This window comes from Curtobacterium sp. MCSS17_006 (assembly GCF_003234215.1).
Lineage (GTDB): Bacteria > Actinomycetota > Actinomycetes > Actinomycetales > Microbacteriaceae > Curtobacterium > Curtobacterium flaccumfaciens.
Genome location: NZ_QKSO01000020.1, coordinates 27,921 through 45,729 on the forward strand (window position 1 = coordinate 27,921; position 17,809 = coordinate 45,729).

Annotated in this window: 19 protein-coding genes; 5 read left to right on the forward strand and 14 right to left on the reverse strand. The window is 71.5% G+C overall.

Annotated elements, in window-relative coordinates; all coding sequences use genetic code 11:
* Positions 1–23: 23 nt before the first annotated feature.
* Positions 24–227 carry a hypothetical protein gene (locus DEJ21_RS16520; RefSeq protein WP_017886198.1) on the reverse strand — a complete coding sequence of 68 codons (204 nt, stop codon included), beginning with the start codon at positions 225–227 and terminating at the stop codon, positions 24–26.
* A gap of 10 nt (positions 228–237) precedes the next feature.
* Positions 238–756 (reverse strand): MarR family winged helix-turn-helix transcriptional regulator, encoded by a 519-nt coding sequence (locus DEJ21_RS16525; RefSeq protein ID WP_111225336.1) that lies wholly within the window; start codon positions 754–756, stop codon positions 238–240.
* A 131-nt stretch (positions 757–887) separates the two neighbouring features.
* On the opposite strand from DEJ21_RS16525, the gene DEJ21_RS16530 reads away from it, so the two are divergent.
* Positions 888–1,781, forward strand: a complete 894-nt coding sequence (locus DEJ21_RS16530) for an alpha-E domain-containing protein (RefSeq protein ID WP_071406023.1) — start codon at positions 888–890, stop codon at positions 1,779–1,781.
* 194 nt (positions 1,782–1,975) lie between these two features.
* On the opposite strand, the gene DEJ21_RS16535 is transcribed toward DEJ21_RS16530, so the two are convergent.
* From DEJ21_RS16535 to DEJ21_RS16555, 5 genes are all read right to left on the reverse strand, one after another.
* Positions 1,976–3,313, reverse strand: a complete 1,338-nt coding sequence (locus DEJ21_RS16535) for an MFS transporter (RefSeq protein ID WP_372444931.1) — start codon at positions 3,311–3,313, stop codon at positions 1,976–1,978.
* Positions 3,310–3,720 (reverse strand): MarR family winged helix-turn-helix transcriptional regulator, encoded by a 411-nt coding sequence (locus DEJ21_RS16540; protein ID WP_071406022.1) that lies wholly within the window; start codon positions 3,718–3,720, stop codon positions 3,310–3,312. Before DEJ21_RS16540 ends, DEJ21_RS16535 begins: the two co-directional genes overlap by 4 nt.
* A gap of 200 nt (positions 3,721–3,920) precedes the next feature.
* Positions 3,921–4,862 (reverse strand): acetamidase/formamidase family protein, encoded by a 942-nt coding sequence (locus tag DEJ21_RS16545; protein ID WP_111225337.1) that lies wholly within the window; start codon positions 4,860–4,862, stop codon positions 3,921–3,923.
* Between the two features lie 156 nt (positions 4,863–5,018).
* Positions 5,019–5,288: a hypothetical protein gene (locus tag DEJ21_RS16550; RefSeq protein WP_017886192.1), complete on the reverse strand. Its 270-nt coding sequence runs from the start codon at positions 5,286–5,288 to the stop codon at positions 5,019–5,021.
* A gap of 11 nt (positions 5,289–5,299) precedes the next feature.
* The gene (locus tag DEJ21_RS16555; RefSeq protein WP_111225338.1) at positions 5,300–6,460 is read right to left on the reverse strand and encodes an inorganic phosphate transporter; all 1,161 of its coding nucleotides are present in this window, start codon (positions 6,458–6,460) and stop codon (positions 5,300–5,302) included.
* A gap of 87 nt (positions 6,461–6,547) precedes the next feature.
* Between DEJ21_RS16555 and DEJ21_RS16560 the strand changes: the two genes are divergently transcribed.
* The 3 genes from DEJ21_RS16560 (at position 6,548) to DEJ21_RS16570 (ending at position 9,094) form a co-directional block, all read left to right on the forward strand.
* Positions 6,548–7,417, forward strand: coding sequence for an alpha/beta hydrolase (locus DEJ21_RS16560; protein ID WP_181435939.1), 870 nt, complete (start codon positions 6,548–6,550; stop codon positions 7,415–7,417).
* Between the two features lie 131 nt (positions 7,418–7,548).
* Positions 7,549–8,598 (forward strand): biotin/lipoate A/B protein ligase family protein, encoded by a 1,050-nt coding sequence (locus DEJ21_RS16565; RefSeq protein WP_027465073.1) that lies wholly within the window; start codon positions 7,549–7,551, stop codon positions 8,596–8,598.
* Positions 8,599–8,764: 166 nt separating this feature from the next.
* Entirely contained in the window at positions 8,765–9,094 is a 330-nt protein-coding gene (locus tag DEJ21_RS16570; protein ID WP_111225340.1) for a hypothetical protein, read from the forward strand.
* A gap of 37 nt (positions 9,095–9,131) precedes the next feature.
* Here DEJ21_RS16570 and DEJ21_RS16575 read toward each other — a convergent pair whose 3' ends face one another.
* Positions 9,132–9,422, reverse strand: coding sequence for a GNAT family N-acetyltransferase (locus DEJ21_RS16575; RefSeq protein ID WP_027465074.1), 291 nt, complete (start codon positions 9,420–9,422; stop codon positions 9,132–9,134).
* 114 nt (positions 9,423–9,536) lie between these two features.
* Between DEJ21_RS16575 and DEJ21_RS16580 the strand changes: the two genes are divergently transcribed.
* Positions 9,537–10,427, forward strand: a complete 891-nt coding sequence (locus tag DEJ21_RS16580) for a site-specific DNA-methyltransferase (protein WP_111225364.1) — start codon at positions 9,537–9,539, stop codon at positions 10,425–10,427.
* 193 nt (positions 10,428–10,620) lie between these two features.
* On the opposite strand, the gene DEJ21_RS16585 is transcribed toward DEJ21_RS16580, so the two are convergent.
* The 6 genes from DEJ21_RS16585 to DEJ21_RS16610 all read right to left on the reverse strand — a co-directional run bounded on the left by DEJ21_RS16585 (position 10,621) and on the right by DEJ21_RS16610 (position 17,514).
* Positions 10,621–13,080 (reverse strand): MDR family MFS transporter, encoded by a 2,460-nt coding sequence (locus DEJ21_RS16585; RefSeq protein WP_111225341.1) that lies wholly within the window; start codon positions 13,078–13,080, stop codon positions 10,621–10,623.
* Positions 13,081–13,302: 222 nt separating this feature from the next.
* Entirely contained in the window at positions 13,303–14,922 is a 1,620-nt protein-coding gene (pgm, locus tag DEJ21_RS16590; RefSeq protein WP_111225342.1) for a phosphoglucomutase (alpha-D-glucose-1,6-bisphosphate-dependent), read from the reverse strand.
* A 143-nt stretch (positions 14,923–15,065) separates the two neighbouring features.
* Entirely contained in the window at positions 15,066–15,311 is a 246-nt protein-coding gene (locus tag DEJ21_RS16595) for a hypothetical protein (protein WP_111225343.1), read from the reverse strand.
* Positions 15,312–15,437: 126 nt separating this feature from the next.
* Positions 15,438–16,100, reverse strand: coding sequence for a bifunctional 2-polyprenyl-6-hydroxyphenol methylase/3-demethylubiquinol 3-O-methyltransferase UbiG (locus DEJ21_RS16600; RefSeq protein ID WP_071406012.1), 663 nt, complete (start codon positions 16,098–16,100; stop codon positions 15,438–15,440).
* Positions 16,097–16,768: a DUF2064 domain-containing protein gene (locus tag DEJ21_RS16605; protein WP_111225344.1), complete on the reverse strand. Its 672-nt coding sequence runs from the start codon at positions 16,766–16,768 to the stop codon at positions 16,097–16,099. Before DEJ21_RS16605 ends, DEJ21_RS16600 begins: the two co-directional genes overlap by 4 nt.
* Positions 16,765–17,514, reverse strand: a complete 750-nt coding sequence (locus DEJ21_RS16610) for a glycosyltransferase family 2 protein (RefSeq protein WP_027465082.1) — start codon at positions 17,512–17,514, stop codon at positions 16,765–16,767. The genes DEJ21_RS16605 and DEJ21_RS16610 overlap by 4 nt, the downstream gene beginning before the upstream one ends.
* Positions 17,515–17,809: the final 295 nt, after the last annotated feature.

The following is a 17,809-nucleotide window of genomic DNA, read 5'->3' on the forward strand; positions in this document are numbered from 1 at the left end:
GGACCGGCCGACCGGCCGACCGATCAGCCCCGACGGAACAACTGCCGCAGACGCTTCGTGAGCCGCCCGACGGCCTCGTCGTTCATGGTGTTGGCGAGGTCGAAGGCCTCACGAGCCGGATCGGACCCGGCCTGGATGCGCCGGAGTGCTGCGTCGGCACGGGCTCGCGAGTCGAGCTCCGCGAACGGCATGTCGTCCTCGGGGTGGTGCTCGCCACGAGGGTCCATGCGGTCCAGGTTACGCGCGACGGGGGTGGTGCGGCCCGGCGTCGAGCTCGTCCACGACGCGGACCATCTCGTCCAGGAACTCCACGACGACGGCCATCTCGTTGCTCGGCAGGTGCTCGGTGACCTCGAGCGCGCGGGTGTCGAGCTCCTCGATGACCCGGAGCGCGTGCCGCATCGAGGTGCCGGTGGCGGTGAGGATCACGCCACGGCGGTCGTTCGGGTCGGCGTGCCGTTCGACGTGACCGCTGCGGACGAGTCGGTCGACGAGCGCCGACGTCGACGCCGCGGTGATCTCGAGCCGCTCGGCGAGGTCCTTCGCGTTGACGGTGCGGCCGTCGTGCTGGGCGTCGATCAGGAACCGGATCGCCAGCAGGGCGTTCTCGCCGATCCCCAGTGCCTCGCGCGCTCGGCGCTGGGCGGCGCTCTCGGCCGTCCGGTACCGCCGCAGGGCGTTGAGGACGTCCACGGCGGAGACCTCGGAGTCCTCGTACCAGTACCCCGCGGTGCTGGTCATCACCTCGGACGTCATGCCCCAATGCTAGACGCTCTAGTTAGATTGTCTAGCGAGCGCGGAGACGGGACACCTGCAACACCCGTGACGCGGTTCTGTAACACCCCGGCAACGCCGGCTCGTTAGGTTCTGGACATGCAGGAGCAGCCGTGCTGAGCCGCCTCGCGGGGAACGTCTTCCACGTGGGGAGCGCGGTGGAGCGCACCGACGTCGTCGCACGGTTGCTCGACGTCTACGTCGCCCGCCGAGAACCGGGCACCCTCGACGACGACCGGCTCGTGTCCACCGAGCTCCGCAGCGTCATCGGGACCACCGGCCCCGCGAACGACCCGGACCGTGCCGCCACCGTCGACGCCCTCGCGCTCGACCGGCACGAACCCGCGTCCATCGCCGCCGCGGTCGCCGTCGCCCGCGACCACGCACGCCGTGCCCGCGAGGTCGTCTCGAGCGAGCTCTGGGACTGCCTCGACGTCACGCGGTCGCGGATGCCCCGGAAGATCGCCCCCGACCGGGCGCACGAGTTCCTCGGCTGGGTGCGGGAGCGCAGTGCCCTCGCCATCGGTGTGGTCGAGGGAGACGCCAGCCGTGACGAGGTGTGGGAGTTCTTCACCCTCGGGCGATCACTCACCCGCTGCGCCTCCACCGCACGGCTGCTGGCGTCGCGGCTGCTCGAGCCGGACGCGGTCACCTCGTGGACGGCGGCGCTCCGGGCGTGCGGTGCGGGCGAGGCCTTCCTGCGCGGCCGTGACCACGCCCCGGTGCCGTCCGACGCCGCCGCCTTCCTGCTCCTCGACGCGCACAGCCCGCGGTCGTTGCGCTTCACGGTGCACCGCGCGGCCGAGTGCCTGGCCGACGTCGCCCCGTCCTGCGTCGCGGACGAGGTCGCCGGGTTCGACGAGGTCCGGGCACTGCTCGACGGGATCCCGGAAGAGTCGGCGCTGGCGGTGGCGGGTGACGTCGGGCAACGGCTGGCAGTGGCTGCCGACCGCGTCGCCGCAGCGCTCGACGAGCGCGTCTTCGCGTCGTCCGCGCCCGTGCTCTGAGCTCACCCGGCGCGCGTGTCCGGACCCGGGTCGTCGCGTGTGGCGGGACCGGGCCGGTCCGCACGTCGCGAGCGAGGCCGTGTGCCCGGGTGGCGCCGGACGGGAGGCCCGTGGCGGCGCCGGTGCGGGCCTCCCGTCCGACGGTCGGTGCGTCACGGGCCGTCGGCCGACGGGCAGGGCGACCCGCCGGTCCGTCAGACGGCGCTGGAGCGGTCGGCGAGCGTCTCGTCGCGTTCCAGCTCGCGGCGGAGCGCCGCGCGCGAGCCGACCACCGGCACGGCGTGCGTGATCGCCAGGTGCAGTCTCGAGTCGGCGTCGTAGCGCAGCCGGACCCGCTGGTACCGGACGAGCCAGACGAGCGCGATCCCGAGTGCGACGAAGCCCGAGGCCGCGCCGACGACGATCGCCCAGCGTGGGCCGAAGGCGTCGGCGACGGCACCGACGAGCGGGGCGCCGATGGGGGTGCCGCCCGCGAAGATCGCCATGTAGAGCGCCATGACGCGTCCGCGCATCGCGGGCTTCGTCGTGGTCTGCACCAGGGCGTTCGCCGTGGTCATGAAGGTCAGGGACGCGAGCCCGACGAACACCAGCACGATCGCGAAGGTCCAGTACGTCGGGGCGAGGGCAGCGGCCGTGCACGCGAGCCCGAACCCGCCGGCGGCGAGCACGAGGGTGCGCATCCGCGGCTTGTCCCGGCGGGCGGACAGCAGCGCACCGAGCACCGAGCCGATCGCCATCACCGAGTTGAGCAGCCCGAACTCGCCGGCGCCCTGGTGGAACTCGACCCGCGCCATCGTCGAGGTGAAGATCGGGAAGTTCACGCCGAACGTGCCGACGACGAAGATCATGCAGAGCACGACCACGATGTCCGGCCGGGTGCGGACGTACCGGAAACCGGCGACGATCTGCCCCTTGCCGCGGCCCGCCCGGACCCGCTCGGCGAGCTGGGCGGGGTCGACGAACCGGAGTGCGAGCAGGACGGCCAGGAACGACCCGGCGTTGATGACGAACACCCATCCGGAGCCGATCGCCGCGATGAGCACACCGGCGACCGCGGGGCCGATCAGGCGTGCGGCGTTGAACGACGCGGAGTTCAGGGCGACGGCGTTCGAGACGTCCTCGCCCTGCACGACGTCGGAGACGAAGGCCTGCCGGATCGGAGCGTCGAACGCGGCGACGATGCCGAGTGCCAGCGCGAAGCCGTACAGCGCGAGCAGGGTGGCGGTGTGCGTGAGGACCATGACGCCGAGCCCCAGCCCGAGCAGTCCCATCAGGCCCTGGGTGAGCATGAGCATCTTCCGGCGGTCGAACCGGTCGGCGGCGAGCCCGGTGAGCGGCAGGAGCAGCAGCTGGGGGCCGAACTGCAGGGCCATCGTGATGCCCACCGCGACGGCGTTGTTGTCCGAGAGCTGGGTCAGGACGATCCAGTCCTGGGCGGTGCGCTGCATCCAGGTGCCGACGTTCGACACCAGGGCGCCGGCGAACCAGATGCGGTAGTTGCGTCCGGCGAGGGAGCGGAACATGGCGGTCACTGCTGGGCCAGCCTCCTCATGATCTCGGTGGCGTCGGCGAGGGTGCTCCGCTCGTCGGCGGTGAGTGCTGCGAGTCGCGGGGAGAGCCAGCCGTCGCGGCGGCGTCGGGTCTCCTCGACGAAGGCGGCTCCGGCTGGCGTCGCACCGAGCAGCACCTTGCGGCGGTCGTCGCCGTGCCCGCACTTCGACACCAGGCCCCGCTCGACCAGCACCGCGATGGTCTTCGTCATCGAGGGCGGCGTGACGCCGTCCTGTCGGCTCAGGTCGGCCAGGGTCATGGCGCCGTCGCGGTGCAGGCGGGCGAGGGCGGAGAACTGTGCGTCCGTGACGCTCGAGTCGGCCTTCTGGGCACGGAGTGTGCGGGACAGCCGGTTCACCGCGATGCGGAGGTCGGTGGCGTCGGTCATCGTTCGTTAGCCTATCTCATTAGTTCAGCGAACGAACTTGATTTCGGACGTACCTGGTCGAAACGGGCGTACCTGGTCGGTTCTTCTGACCAGGCACGCCCGTTTCCGCTTTCCAGCGCGGGTGCGATGGGAAGAAAGGTCGGACGGGAGGCCCGCCCTGCGTGCGCCGGTCGGCTCGCGCTGGGCGGGCCTCCCGGCCTTCAGAGCCGCGCGTCCGTCAGGATCGCGTCGTGCGGGAGCAGGGCGTGCACGCCCCACGTGCGGTTCGCGACCTGCGTGATGCGCATGCTCACCGCCACGCTCGCCATCGCGAGTGCCTCGGCGCGGCCGATCCCGTGCAGCCCGACGATCCAGTCGACCATCCGGTCGAGCGCCGTGGCCGTCGCGACGTTGAGATCGGCATCGAAGCCGAAGGTGATGCGTCCGGCGGGGGTGTCGGCGTGCACACCCTCGACCGGGGCCGCATCGAGGAGCGTCAGGGTCATCGTCGTGGTCATGCCGCACTCGACCGCCGTGCCGGAGACCTCGCCGTCGCCCTGGGCCGCGTGCCCGTCGCCGACGTGGAGCAGGGCGTCCGGCACCGTCACGGGCAGGTACAGGGTGGAGCCGGCGACGAGCTCGCGGCAGTCGATGTTGCCGCCGCCGACCGTGCGGGGCGGGATCGTGGAGTGTTCGCCGGTGGGCTCGGGTGGGACGCCGACGACGCCGAGGAACGGTGCCGTCCGCACCCCGAGGCCGAGCTGGTTCACGGCGACGCCGGCGGAAACGTCGATGTCCCAGAGCAGCGGGCCGCGCGACGCCGGATCGGTCAGGCCGAGTGCGCGGTTCACGGGGGAGTCGACCCCGCCCGAGGCCGTGTAACCCCAGTCGTCGGGCACGAGGTCGTCGAAGCGCACCGCCAGGACCATCCCCGGACGTGCTCCCGCGACGGCGATCGGCCCGACCAGGCAGTGGCCCCGGCGCGGGTCGATCAGGGTCGGAGCGTCGAGGCCCGGGCCCGGCTGGCGTTCGGTGTAGCCCGCGGCGCTCAGGGTGCGGACGGTCACCGTGTCGCCCGGTTCGACGGTCAGGACCGGCTGGCGTTCGGCGGTGAAGACGTCGACGGCGGAGTCGACCGCGGCGTCGAGGTGGTGGGTGGTCACCGTTCGATCATCCCAGGCGGGGCGGGTGCGGGGCGGTTCTGGGCGTACCTCGCGGAATCGGGCGTACCTGGTCGGAACGGGCGTACCTGGTCGGGAGTTCTGACCAGGTACGCCCGGTTCCACCAGCCATCGCGGGTGTTCTGGGAAGGAACGTCCTCAGTGGAACTGGGGGATCGTGAGCCAGATGCCCGCCAGCACGGCGGCGATGCACAGCGCGAAGCACAGCACGGCACCGGCCAGCGCCGCCGGCGGGGTGTGCCCGGAGCGCGGGCTCTCGTCGGAGTACTGCGTGCGCTCGCCGCCGGCGTCGTCCGGCTGCCCCGTGCCGAGCAGGCGCAGGCCGAGCGTGTACACGAGCACCAGGCCCACGGCGGCCACGAAGCCGACGCCGGCGACCGTGCCGATCGCGGTGAAGTCGATGTCCATCGTCGTTCCCCTCAGTTCGCTGCGCCGGTCGGCTGCGGCTCGGGCTGCTCGGTCGGCCCGGCTGCGTCGGTCGTGATGTCCTCGTGCGAGATCGGCTTGCGCTTCGCCAGGACGTAGAAGGTGAGCCCGCCGGCCAGGGCGAGGACCGCGACGAGCACCAGCCCGAACGCCGAGGTCGACGCGAGCCAGGTCGCGAGCGCCCCGACCACCGCAGCGGCGGGCAGCGTGATCACCCATGCGATGACGATGCGGCCGACGACCGACCAGTGCACGTCGGCGAGCTTCTTGCCGAGGCCCGAGCCGACGACCGCGCCGCTCGTCACGTGGGTCGTCGAGAGCGCGAAGCCCAGGTGCGACGAGATGAGGATCGTCGCGGCGGAGCTCGTCTCGGCGGCGAAGCCCTGCGGCGACTGCACGTCGGAGATCTTCTTGCCGACGGTCTGCATGATCCGCCAGCCGCCCATGTACGTGCCGAGGCCGATCGCGAGCCCGCAGGCCAGGATCACCCAGAGCGCCGGACCGGTGCCGGCGGCCTGGTAGTTCGCGGCGATGAGGGTCAGCGTGATGACGCCCATCGTCTTCTGCGCGTCGTTCGTGCCGTGCGCGAGCGACACCAGCGACGCCGAGATCGTCTGCCCGTGCCGGAACCCGGTCGCCGCACCGTGGGTGGTCGCGTTCTTCGTGAGCACGTACGCCAGGTACGTCGCGACCAGGGCGATCACCCCGGCGATGACCGGGGAGAGCAGCGCCGGCAGCACGACCTTCGACACCACCGTCGCCCAGCTGATCGAGTTCAGACCCGCCCCGATGATCGAGGCGCCGATGAGCCCGCCGAACAGCGCATGGGTGGACGAGGACGGCAGCCCGAGGTACCAGGTCGCCAGGTTCCAGAGCACCGCGCCGACGAGCCCCGCGAAGATCATCGTGGGGGAGATGTGGATGCCGTCCTGCCCCTCGCGGATGATGCCCTGCGAGACGGTCTTGGCGACCTCGGTGGACAGGAACGCGCCGACCACGTTGAGCACGGCGGAGATGAGCACGGCGGTCCGGGGCTTGAGCGCTCCCGTGGCGACCGACGTGGCCATGGCGTTCGCGGTGTCGTGGAAGCCGTTCGTGAAGTCGAACACGAGGGCCACGACGATCACCAGCGTGACGATGACGATGACGTCCATGCGCAGGACGCTAGGCCCGCCTGGAACCCCCTGCGTGAACGCCGGGTGAACAGGTCCGTGATGGAGCGCGTCTGCGAGGATGCTCACGTGCCCACCTTCTCCGCCGCTCGCGGCGACGCCTCGTTCACCGACGCCCACGGCGTCGAGATCGTCTACTCGACCTGGCGTGCGGCGCGGCCGAAGGGTGTCGTGCAGATCGCGCACGGGGTCGGGGAGCACGGACTCCGGTACGAACCGCTCGCGCAGGACCTGGTGCGCGCCGGCTACACCGTGCACGCGAACGACCACCGCGGGCACGGACGCACCGGCTTGACCCAGTGGGACGGCGATCACGCCAAGCTCGGTCGGCTCGGCCCGGGCGGCCTGCGCGCGGCGATCGCCGCGGTCGAGCAGATGAGCGCAGTCGCGCGGGCCGACGAACCCGGGTTGCCGCTCGTGCTGCTCGGGCACTCGTGGGGGTCGCTGATGGCGCAGCGGATCGTGAACACCTCGTCGGACCGCTACGACGGCGTCGTCCTGTCCGCGAGTGCCTACCGGCTGCCCGGCTGGATGAACAGCGGCGACCTCAACGCCCGGCACGCGGGGTCCGGGCCCACCAAGTACGAGTGGCTCACCCGCGACCGCACGATCATCGACGCGATGGCGGTCGACCCCCTGGCGGTCGAGGCCGACGTCATCGGGCTGTTCGGGCTCGCCGACACCCTCCGGCTGCTCGGTGTGCCGCGACGGGGCATCCCGCACGACCTGCCGATGCTGCTGCAGGTCGGCTCCGACGACACCCTCGGGGGTCCGCGCTCGATCGAGCGTCTGGCGCAGGCGTACCGCCGACGCGGCCGGCTGTCCGACGTGACCGTGCAGGTGTACGAGGGCGCGCGCCACGAGGTCTACAACGAGACGAACCGCGCAGAGGTCATCGGCGACCTGGTCGCGTGGCTCGACCGGGTGACGACGCGCTGACGGCGCTCGCCGCGTCCTGCGACGCGACCGGCGACGGACTGGAGGCCCGTGGCGGCGCCGCCACGCGCCTCCAGGCCGTCACCAGGCCGGCTCACTGCCGGGCCGTCGGCCGTCCGGAATAGGGTTGCGGCATGCACGGTGAGTACAAGGTCCCCGGAGGCAAGCTGGTCGTCGTCGACCTCGAGGTCGTCGACGGCACGATCCAGCAGTTCCGCCTGGCGGGTGACTTCTTCCTGGAACCCGACGACGCGCTGCCGCTCATCGACGCGGCCGTGAACGGGCTCCCCGCCACCACCGACGCCGCGGGCATCGCCGCAGCCGTGCGGGCGGCCCTGCCGACCGATGCGGTGCTGCTCGGCTTCACGCCCGAGTCCGTCGGCGTCGCGGTGCGCCGCGCGCTGTCGCGGGCCTCGACCTGGCGCGACCACGACTGGCAGATCGTGCACGAGGGGCCGATCAGCCCGAACGAGCACCTCGCGCTCGACCAGGTGCTGACCGAAGAGGTCGGTGCCGGCCGTCGTGGGCCCACGCTGCGCATCTGGGAGTGGGACCAGCCGGCCGTCGTGATCGGCTCGTTCCAGTCGCTCAAGAACGAGGTCGATCCCGCCGGCGCCGAGAAGTACGGCGTGCAGGTGGTCCGACGCATCTCCGGCGGCGGCGCGATGTTCATGGACGCCGGCGCCGTCATCTCCTACTCGCTGTACGTGCCGTCCGACCTGGTGCAGGGCATGACCTTCGCCGACTCGTACGCGTTCCTCGACGAGTGGGTGATCGAGGCGCTCAAGTCGCTCGGCATCGAGGCGTACTACCAGCCGCTCAACGACATCACCTCGACCAAGGGCAAGATCGGCGGGGCCGCACAGAAGCGCCTCGGCACCGGGTCGCTGCTGCACCACGCCACCATGAGCTACGACATGGACGGCGAGAAGATGGTCCAGGTGCTGCGGATCGGGCGCGAGAAGATGAGCGACAAGGGCACCACCAGCGCCGCGAAGCGCGTCGACCCGCTCCGCTCGCAGACCGGGCTGTCCCGCGCCGAGATCATCGAGCGGCTGATCGGCACCTTCACCCGCCTGTACGGGGCGACCGAGGGGCACGTGACCGAGGCCGAGCGGGAGCGGGCGCAGGAGCTGGTCCGGACGAAGTTCGCGACGAAGGAGTGGCTCGAGCGGGTGCCGTGAGCCCTGCTCGGTCGACGGTGGACGCGACGGCCGGAGCTGAGGGGGGACGTCCCGGCCGCCGCTGCTGTCGAGTCTGCGCCTCGACCTCATGAACCAGACGTGTGGATGATGAGAATCCCCCGCGCGGCTGATCCGCTCGCCGCCCGGCCCACGTAGCGTCGCTGCCGTGAACTGGTTGATCTTCCTGGGGGCGGTGGCCGCCGTGGCCGTCGTGGTGTGGATCGCCGATCGCATGGGGTGGATCGACCTGTCGAACAAGTCCCAGCGGAGCGGTGGATCCGGAGGCATGGGCGGGATGCTGGACGAGGTGTTCGCACCGACTCGGCACGAGACGCAAGCCGAGTACGAACGGCAGGCGCGCCTGCCGAAGCAGGCCCCGACACCGGCGGACGACGATCACGACCTGCTCAGCGGCAGCGTGCTCATCCGGGTGCCGACGGTGCGGAGCGCTGGGCGGCACGAGGCCCGCGTGGGGACGCACGACCGCTCGTACTGAGCGGACGGGTGCCGCGCTCGTCTGTGCGTCGCTCGCGTCAGCGCGTCGTGAGCTCCTGGTAGTCCGGGTGCCGCTCGATCCACGCGTGCACGTAGCTGCACTGCGCGACGACCCGGCGTGACGAACTCGCACGCACGTCGTCGAGGGCGTGCTGCACCAGGATCGACGCGTGCCCACCACCGCGGTGCTCGGGATCGACCTCGGTGTGCACGAAGCGGATCTCGTCGCCGTCGATCTCGTACGCCGCGAGGCCGATGACCTCGCCGTCCTCGATCAGGGAGTACTGCTGCTTGTCGGTGTCGTTGCGGACCTCGGGTGCTGCTGCCATGCACTCGACCGTACGCCGGGGCCTGAGCGCGCGCTCTGTGCTGCACGCTGGCTCCGTGCACTGCGCGGTGCGGTGCGCGTCGAGCGTGCTCGCTCGGTGCGCGACAATGGGTCCGTGCGCAGGGGAGACGACCGAGGGCCGGACCGCGTCGTCCTCGGCGACGCCCTCGACGTGGTCCCCGCCTACCCGGACGGGTCCTTCACGCTGGTGTACCTCGACCCGCCGTTCAACACCGGCCGGTACCAGCGGCGGCACGCGACGTCCGCCGTGCCGAAGGCCGACGGCCCGGTGATGGGGTTCCACGGCCGGACCTACGAGCGGGTGCGCGGCGACCTGATGCGCTTCGACGACCGGTTCGAGGACTACTGGTCGTTCCTCGAACCCCGACTCATCGAGGCCTGGCGGCTGCTCGCCACTGACGGCACGCTGTACCTGCACCTCGACTACCGCGAGTCGCACTACGCCAAGGTGCTGCTCGACGCGCTGTTCGGCCGCGAGTCGTTCCTGAACGAGATCGTGTGGGCCTACGACTTCGGCGCCAAGTCCAAGACGCGCTGGCCCACGAAGCACGACACGATCCTGGTCTACGTGAAGGACCCGTCGCGGTACTGGTTCGACTCCGAGGCCGTCGACCGCGAGCCGTACATGGCGCCGGGGCTCGTCACACCCGAGAAGCGCGAGCGCGGCAAGCTGCCCACCGACGTCTGGTGGCACACGATCGTCTCGCCGACCGGCCGAGAGAAGACCGGCTACCCCACGCAGAAGCCCGAGGGAGTGCTGCGGCGGATCGTGCAGGCGTCCTCACGCGAGGGGGACTGGGTGCTCGACTTCTTCGCGGGCAGCGGGACCACGGGCGCCGTGGCACAGGCGTTGGGGCGGCGGTACGTGCTGGTGGACGACAACCCGGCGGCGATCGACGTGATGCGAAAGCGGTTGCCGGGGGCGTCGTTCGAGGTGGCCGCAGCACCGGCGGCAGCGGCGGGGGACGCGGCGCCGGCGGTCTGAGGCGGGCGCGGTCGGCGACTGGTGCGCGTGGTGCATACGGGTGCATCGAGCGACAACCCACGAGTCGTTCGACGCGCGTTCTGTCGGAAGATGCACACGCACGCGATGCGGGTGCATGCTGCGACGATCCACGAGTCGTTCGACGCGTGGATCGTCGGAACATGCGCACGCGCCGAGCGAGCGCCCGCACCGACTACTCCGCGGAGTGCCGCCCGTGCGCGTGCGCGTCGCCAGCGTCCGGCCGGGAGGCCCGGCTCGCCTCCGCCGCGTCGGCTCCGGCCCCGGGGGCGTCCGGCTCCACGACCGCAGCCGCGTGGGCAGCCCGGGTCCGGATGGCACCGGTCGTCGTCGGTGGCTCGTCGACCGGCGCAGCCGCCGAGTGCGCACCGTGCGTGGTGGCGTTCGGCAGCGGCGCGCGGGTGTTGTCGACCCCGTGCGGTAGCACCGAGACGTCCGACGCTCCGGCGGCCCGGGCGGACCGCGGCTGCACGTCCGGCGACGTCGGAACGTCGGGCGAGGTCGGGACTTCGGCGGAGGACGACCCCGTCGGCACCGGACCGGCCCCGGGCGCCGCGGCGGCAGCGGCTGCGGCGGCACTCCCGTCCGATCCCGCACCGGCAGCGGTGCGTGCAGCGTCCGCCTGCTCCTGCAGCGCCGAGGTCTTGCGGAGCGGCGGCACCCGGAAGAACCACGTCAGCACGAACGCGATCAGGATCACCGCGAGGCCGACGTAGTAGACGCGGACTGCCGAGTCGCTGAACCCGACCAGGAACGGACGGCTGAGCCGGGGGTCCGCGCCGTTCAGGAACGACGTGTCGCTCGTCGCCGAATCGGTGGACGAGCTCGCGGCCGAGTCGCCGCTCTTCAGCTGCTTGATGAGCGTCGGGGCGACCTGGTCGACGACGTTCTCCCGCTGCCCCTTGTCCGAGTAGTCGATCTGCAGCGTGCCGTCGACGACCGAGGCGTTCGCCTTCGTGGCTGCCGTCTCGAGCGCCTGCTGCTCGGCTGCTGGCTTCGCGTCGTCGACCTGCTGGGCGATGATCGTGTCCGCTGCGGCGGCGGGGACCGTGCCCGCGGCGACCTGCCGCTGCACGGCTGCGGTCACCTGCTTGGTCACGGCGGCGTCGGCGGCCTGCTTCGCCTGCGCGGTGCCCTGGTCGAGACCGTCCTGCACGTTCTTCTGCACCGGGTCGACGATCTTCGTCCAGATCTCGTCCATCACGCCCTGGTTCTTGGACGCGTTCGCGACCGAGGGTGTCATCGCGGCGTTGAGCGCGCTCTTCAGGTCGGACTCGTTCTGCATCGCGGCGCTGATGTTCGTCGGCATCAGGGTGAACAGCACGGAGAGCAGGACGGCGGTACCCATGGTGCCGCCGATCTGACGGAAGAACGTCGCCGCGCTCGTCGCGACACCGATGTCCCGCGGCGAGACCGAGTTCTGCGCGGCGAGGGTCAGCGTCTGCATGAGCTGCCCGAGTCCGAGCCCGATGCCGAACATGCCGAGCATCAGGAACCACAGGGGTCGGTCGGCGGTCAGGAACGTCAGGACCGTGAAGCCGATCGCCGTGAACGCCGTTCCGGTGATCGGGAAGACCTGGTAGTTGCCGGTCTTCGAGATGATCTGGCCGGAGGCGATCGACGAGATCATCAGGCCGAGCACCATCGGCAGCATGGCGAACCCGGACTCGGTCGGGGTCACGCCCTTGACGATCTGCAGGTAGAGCGGGATCGTCAGCATCGCGCCGAACATGCCGAAGCCGACGAGCACGGACAGGATCGCGGACATCGAGAACACCCGTGACCCGAACAGCTTCATCGGCAGGATCGCGTCGTCGCCCATGGCCCGCTCGACGATGATGAACGCGATCAGGCCGAGGGCGCCGATGGCGTAGCAGGCGAAGGCGGCGGGGGAGTCCCAGCCCCACTCGCGGCCCTGCTCGGCGATGAGCAGCAGCGGCACGAGCGTGACGATGACGAGCGTCGCGCCCCACCAGTCGATGCGGGGCTTGCCCCGGTCGCCGAACTTCGGCAGGTGCAGGAACGTCAGCACCATGAACAGGGCGATGATGCCGATCGGCACGTTGATCAGGAACACCCAGCGCCAGCCGGCGATGAACAGCAGCTGGTCCGCGCCGGCGAAGACGCCACCGACGAGCGGTCCGATGACGGACGAGATGCCGAAGACCGCCAGGAAGTAGCCCTGGTACTTCGCCCGCTCGCGTGGGGCGAGCATGTCGCCCATGATCGCCAGCGGCAGGGACATCAGACCACCGGCACCCAGGCCCTGCAGTGCGCGGAACCCGGCGAGCATGAGCATCGAGTCGGAGAACGACGCCGCGAACGAACCGACGATGAAGATGCCGATCGCGGTGATGAAGAGCGGCCGGCGACCGAAGATGTCGGAGAGCTTGCCGTAGATCGGGGTCGTCACCGTCGACGCGATGAGGTACCCGGTGGTGACCCAGGCCTGCTGGTCGAGCCCGTGCAGGTCGTCACCGATGGTGCGGATCGCGGTGCCGACGATCGTCTGGTCGAGGGCGCCGAGGAACATGCCGGCCATCAGGCCGTAGATCACCAACAGGATCTGTCGGTGGTTCATCACGACGTTGGACGCCGTGGTGGGGGCCGCGGGTGCGGTCGCCGTCTGGGTCATGAGCAGGGTCTCCCGGGTACCGATGCGCTGGCAGAACGATTTTTGCGCTGCCTGCAAAGTTACAACTGCCGCAAGTGCTCGGTCGCACCGAGACGGCTTCCTGAGTGGATCGGCAGTCACGGTACGCCCGGTACGCCCCGGCGGCACACGGCCTGGAGGCCCGGCTCGGCTCCGGCGGACGGGCTGCGGTGTCCGAGACCCGCAGCCCGTCCGACGAGGGCGCTACGCGCCCAGTGCTGCGTCGACGATCTCCTTGGCCTCGCGCTGCACCTGCTCGAGGTGCTCCTGCCCGACGAAGCTCTCCGCGTAGATCTTGTAGACGTCCTCGGTGCCCGACGGGCGCGCGGCGAACCACGCCTTGTCGGTGACGACCTTGACGCCGCCGACGGCTGCGTCGTTGCCCGGGGCCTTCGACAGCTTCGCGGTGATCGGGTCGCCGGCCAGGGTGTCCGCGGTGATGGCGTCGCCGTCGAGCTTGCCGAGGCGGGCCTTCTGCTCCTTCGACGCCGCGGCGTCGACGCGCTGGTAGACCGGCGCGCCGAAGCGCTCGGTCAGCTCGGCGTAGAGCTGCGAGGGGGTCTTGCCGGTGACGGCGACGATCTCGGACGCCAGGAGCGCCAGGATGATGCCGTCCTTGTCGGTGGTCCACGCGGTGCCGTCGGTGCGCAGGAACGACGCACCCGCGGACTCTTCGCCGCCGAAGGCCACGGAACCGTCGATCAGGCCGGGGACGAACCACTTGAAGCCGACCGGGACCTCCCACAGGCGACGGCCCAGGGACTCGGCGACGCGGTCGATGATGCTCGACGACACCAGGGTCTTGCCGATCGCAGCGTCGTCGCGCCACTCGGGCCGGTGCGCGTAGAGGTACTCGATCGCGACCGCGAGGTAGTGGTTCGGGTTCATCAGCCCGCCGTCGGGCGTGACGATCCCGTGCCGGTCGGAGTCGGCGTCGTTGCCGGTGAGGACGTCGAAGTCGTCCTTGCGGGCGAGCACCGAGGCCATCGCCGAGGGGCTCGACGGGTCCATCCGGATCTTGCCGTCCCAGTCGAGCGTCATGAACGCCCACGTGGGGTCGACCTCGGGGTTCACGACGGTCAGGTCGAGGCCGTAGTGGTCGCGGATGGCGTTCCAGTACGGCAGCGAGGCGCCACCGAGCGGGTCGGCGCCGATCTTCACGCCGGCACGCTTGATGGCAGCGATGTCGATGATGTTCTCGAGGTCGGCGACGTACGTGTTCAGGAAGTCGTAGCGCTCGGGCTCGGCGTCCTCGGTGCGCTGCACCTCGGCGTTGCCGCCCTCGATGATCGCGTTCGCCCGGTTCGCGATCCAGCTCGTGGCGTCGCTGTCGGCGGGTCCACCGTGCGGCGGGTTGTACTTGAAGCCGCCGTCGCGGGGCGGGTTGTGGCTCGGCGTGATGACGATGCCGTCGGCAGTGTCCGGGTTGCCGGCGCGGTTGTAGCGGATGATCGCGTGGCTCAGCGCGGGCGTCGGCACGAAACCGTCCTGGCTGTCGGCGAGCACGCGCACGCCGTTGGCGGCGAGGACCTCCAGGGCGGTCTGCTCCGCGGGGGCGGAGAGCGCGTGGGTGTCGCGGCCGATGAAGAGCGGCCCGTCGGTGCCCTGGTCGCGGCGGTACTCCACGATCGCCTGCGTGATGGCGGCGATGTGCGTGTCGTTGAAGGCGGTGTCGAGCGACGACCCGCGGTGTCCGGACGTGCCGAACACGACCTTCTGCTCGGGGACCGAGACGTCGGGCACTCGGTCGTGGTAGGCGGCGAGGAGCTCGTCGAGGTCGACGAGGTCGTCTGCGGTCGCTGGGGTGCCGGCGCGGTCGTTCATGCGTCCATCCTGGCATCGGCCGCCCTGGCGCGTTCGGGGGAAGTGCACCAGAGGTCGGGAACGCGAGCGAGCGGCCGCCCCACCCGGGTTGAGGGGGGACCCCCGGCGTGGACGACCGCTCGCGGTCTGTGGAGGCAGGTGCCTCAGGCGGTGCGGAACGAACCCGTCGCCGTGCGGAACGAACCGGTCACGGTGCGCGTCGAGGACGTCGCGGTGCCGGGACGGCGGAACTGCGTGTCGACGAAGCGGCCGAGTGCGCGGCCGATGCCGGTGCCGGTGTAGCTGCCGATCGGGCTGCGGGTCGCGTCGCCGGTGAAGGCGCCGAGCTCGGCGCGGCTTTCGAGGCCGGTCACGTAGGCGCCGCCCAGGGGGTTCTGACGGTTCTGCATGGGTGCTCCTCGTCGTCGTGCCGAGGTCCGCAGGTCACCGAGCCGGCGACCGCGACGCCGTCGGCTGGATGAGCACCACTTTACGCGCTTGTCTTGCATCATGCAAAACAAGCGCGTGTCGGAGCCTCAGGCGAGCAGCTCGCAGAAGTTCCGGCCCTCGGCCGTCCAGCTCTGCCGCGCGACCAGTCCGGCTTCCGCCGCGTGCCGGTGTAGGGCGTCGAGGCCGACCTCGGCCCACGGGAACCCGGCGCTCTCGTTGCCGTCGGCGTCGACCACCCGGGCGGTGTACACGCGGTCGGCCGTGACCTCGGGGTTCGTCTCCACGATGACCCGGCCACCGGCTCGTACGATCTCGCGGCAACGGGCGAGCAGGGCCGTGGGGTCGCCGCCGATGCCGATGTTCCCGTCGATCACGAGCGCGGTGTCCCAGTGGCCCTCGTCGGGCACGGCGTCGAACACGGAACCCTGCAGGGCGGTGCCGCCGGAGCGCTGCGCGATGGCGACGGCCTCGGCGGAGACGTCCACGCCGAGCGCCGGGATGCCCCGGGACCGTGCGGCGACGAGCATCCGGCCCGGGCCGCAGCCGATGTCGATGACCCCGCCGTCGACGTCGTCGAGCAGCGAGCGGTCGACACGGTCGGCGGCGGCGCTCCAGCGGCCGACGTCCATCGTGGTGACGGCGTCGGGACGATCGGCGTCGGTCAGGCGCAGGTGGCCGTCGGTGCGGAGCGCACGGGCGTACGGCTCGCCGCCGCCGGCACCGAACGAGACGGGTGCGTGCATGGTCATCGGGTGCTCCCCACGGTCTCGGCACGGAGTGCCCGGGTGAAGTCAGAGTCGGGTGCGAGGTCGGCGACCCGCTCGGCGTCCGGCATGGTGTCGACGTCGAGCAGCTCGCCGAGCACGCCCACGTCGAGTCCGGCGTCGGTCAGGCGTGCGCGCTGCACGGCTCCGGTGTCGTCGCGCGACATGGGGACGCCGCGCAGCAGGTCGCCGGTGGGCTGCCGCAGGTACAGCGACCAGAAGCCGCCGTCCTCGGCCGGGCCGAACCAGGCGTCGCGCTCGGCGTCGTCGAACACCGGTGCGAGGTCCGCGGTGGACACCTGTGGGGTGTCCATGCCGACGAGCAGCAGCGGACCGTCGACGGCGTCGAACAGGAACCCGAGGCGCTCGTCGAGACCGCCGCCGGGCTGGTGCAGCACGTCGAACCCCTCGGCCGCGGCGGGCACGACGTCGCCGTCGAAGAACAGGACCCGGCGTGCCGCGGGCAGTGCGCGGACGGTCGCCAGGGTGTCGGCGAGGCTCGCGGACGCGACGCGTGCGGCGCCCTCGGGGGAGAGCGCCGGCGTCAGCCGGGTCTTCACCTTGCCGGGCAGGCACTCCTTCGCCACGACGGCGACGGTGACGTCGGTGCGCGAAGCGTCGCCGGCGTGGACGTGGGTGGGGTCGGCGGTCACGAGCGGGCCTCCTCGACCACGGGGGTGGACTCGGCCGCCTGGCGGAGCGGTCCCGGTGCGACCACCCGGACACGGGCCTCCCGGCGGTACGCACGGAGCAGACGGGACATGTCGCGCACCGCGTTGATCGTGCCGCGGAGCGTGCCGGTGACCTTGCTGTCGCCGATGCGCTGCGCGTACCCGATGTCGGATTCGTCGACGCGCCAGCCGGCGGCGTGCGCGGCCAGGACCATCTCGAGCGGGTAGCCGCTGCGGCGGTCGCGCAGGTCGAGGGAGACGAGGTCCTCGCGGCGCATCACGCGCATCGGGCCGAGGTCGCGCAGGCGGTAGCCGGTCGCGCGGTGCATGAGGACGGCGAGGACGCGGTTCGCGAAGCGTGCGTGCGGAGCCCACGCACCGCGGCCCGTCGGGACGCGACGGCCGAGGGCCAGGTCGACGCGGCCACTGGCCACGCGGTCGACCAGGGGCGGGAGCTCGGCGGGGTCCATCGAGGCGTCGGCGTCGCAGAACGCGACGAAGTCGGCGGTCGCCGCGGCGACCCCGGCGGCGCAGGCCGAACCGAAGCCCTTGACGGGTTCCGTCACCACCAGGGCACCGTGGGCACGGGCGACGTCGGCCGATCCGTCGGTCGATCCGTTGTCGACGACGATGGCTCGGTAGCCCGTGGGGAGCCGTGCGATGACCTTCGGCAGGGCGTCCGCCTCGTCGAGGCACGGCAGGATCACGTCGACAGTCATGTCCGTCATTCGGTGCGGTCGGTCGGATCGACGGGTCTGTCCTGGCATGCACTCGACACAACACGACGACGCGCTGCGGGGTACAGGAAACTGCCGGGTCCTGGTCGTTCAGCGCGTCCGGTTCGCGGCCGGTCCCCAGAACGGGGGACAGGGTGCGCGCGTGGGGTCCGCGAGTGGTTGCACAAGACGCCGTCGTGTCGTCGAGACGCCGCCGAATATGGCGGCGTCTCGCGTGGCCCTGGGGGCGGGGACTGCGGACGGGAGGCGCGGGGCGGGGCCGTCACGGGCCTCCCGTCCGGTGGCT

Excerpts from the sequence above, each read along its gene's own strand:
- DEJ21_RS16520 (WP_017886198.1), bottom strand. The coding sequence starts at position 227 with ATGGACCCTCGTGGCGAGCACCACCCCGAGGACGACATGCCGTTCGCG.
- DEJ21_RS16525 (WP_111225336.1), bottom strand. The coding sequence starts at position 756 with ATGACGTCCGAGGTGATGACCAGCACCGCGGGGTACTGGTACGAGGAC.
- DEJ21_RS16540 (WP_071406022.1), bottom strand. The coding sequence starts at position 3,720 with ATGACCGACGCCACCGACCTCCGCATCGCGGTGAACCGGCTGTCCCGC.
- DEJ21_RS16550 (WP_017886192.1), bottom strand. The coding sequence starts at position 5,288 with ATGGACATCGACTTCACCGCGATCGGCACGGTCGCCGGCGTCGGCTTC.
- DEJ21_RS16555 (WP_111225338.1), bottom strand. The coding sequence starts at position 6,460 with ATGGACGTCATCGTCATCGTCACGCTGGTGATCGTCGTGGCCCTCGTG.
- DEJ21_RS16565 (WP_027465073.1), top strand. The coding sequence starts at position 7,549 with ATGCACGGTGAGTACAAGGTCCCCGGAGGCAAGCTGGTCGTCGTCGAC.
- DEJ21_RS16575 (WP_027465074.1), bottom strand. The coding sequence starts at position 9,422 with ATGGCAGCAGCACCCGAGGTCCGCAACGACACCGACAAGCAGCAGTAC.
- DEJ21_RS16585 (WP_111225341.1), bottom strand. The coding sequence starts at position 13,080 with ATGACCCAGACGGCGACCGCACCCGCGGCCCCCACCACGGCGTCCAAC.
- pgm (WP_111225342.1), bottom strand. The coding sequence starts at position 14,922 with ATGAACGACCGCGCCGGCACCCCAGCGACCGCAGACGACCTCGTCGAC.
- DEJ21_RS16595 (WP_111225343.1), bottom strand. The coding sequence starts at position 15,311 with ATGCAGAACCGTCAGAACCCCCTGGGCGGCGCCTACGTGACCGGCCTC.
- DEJ21_RS16600 (WP_071406012.1), bottom strand. The coding sequence starts at position 16,100 with ATGACCATGCACGCACCCGTCTCGTTCGGTGCCGGCGGCGGCGAGCCG.
- DEJ21_RS16610 (WP_027465082.1), bottom strand. The coding sequence starts at position 17,514 with ATGACGGACATGACTGTCGACGTGATCCTGCCGTGCCTCGACGAGGCG.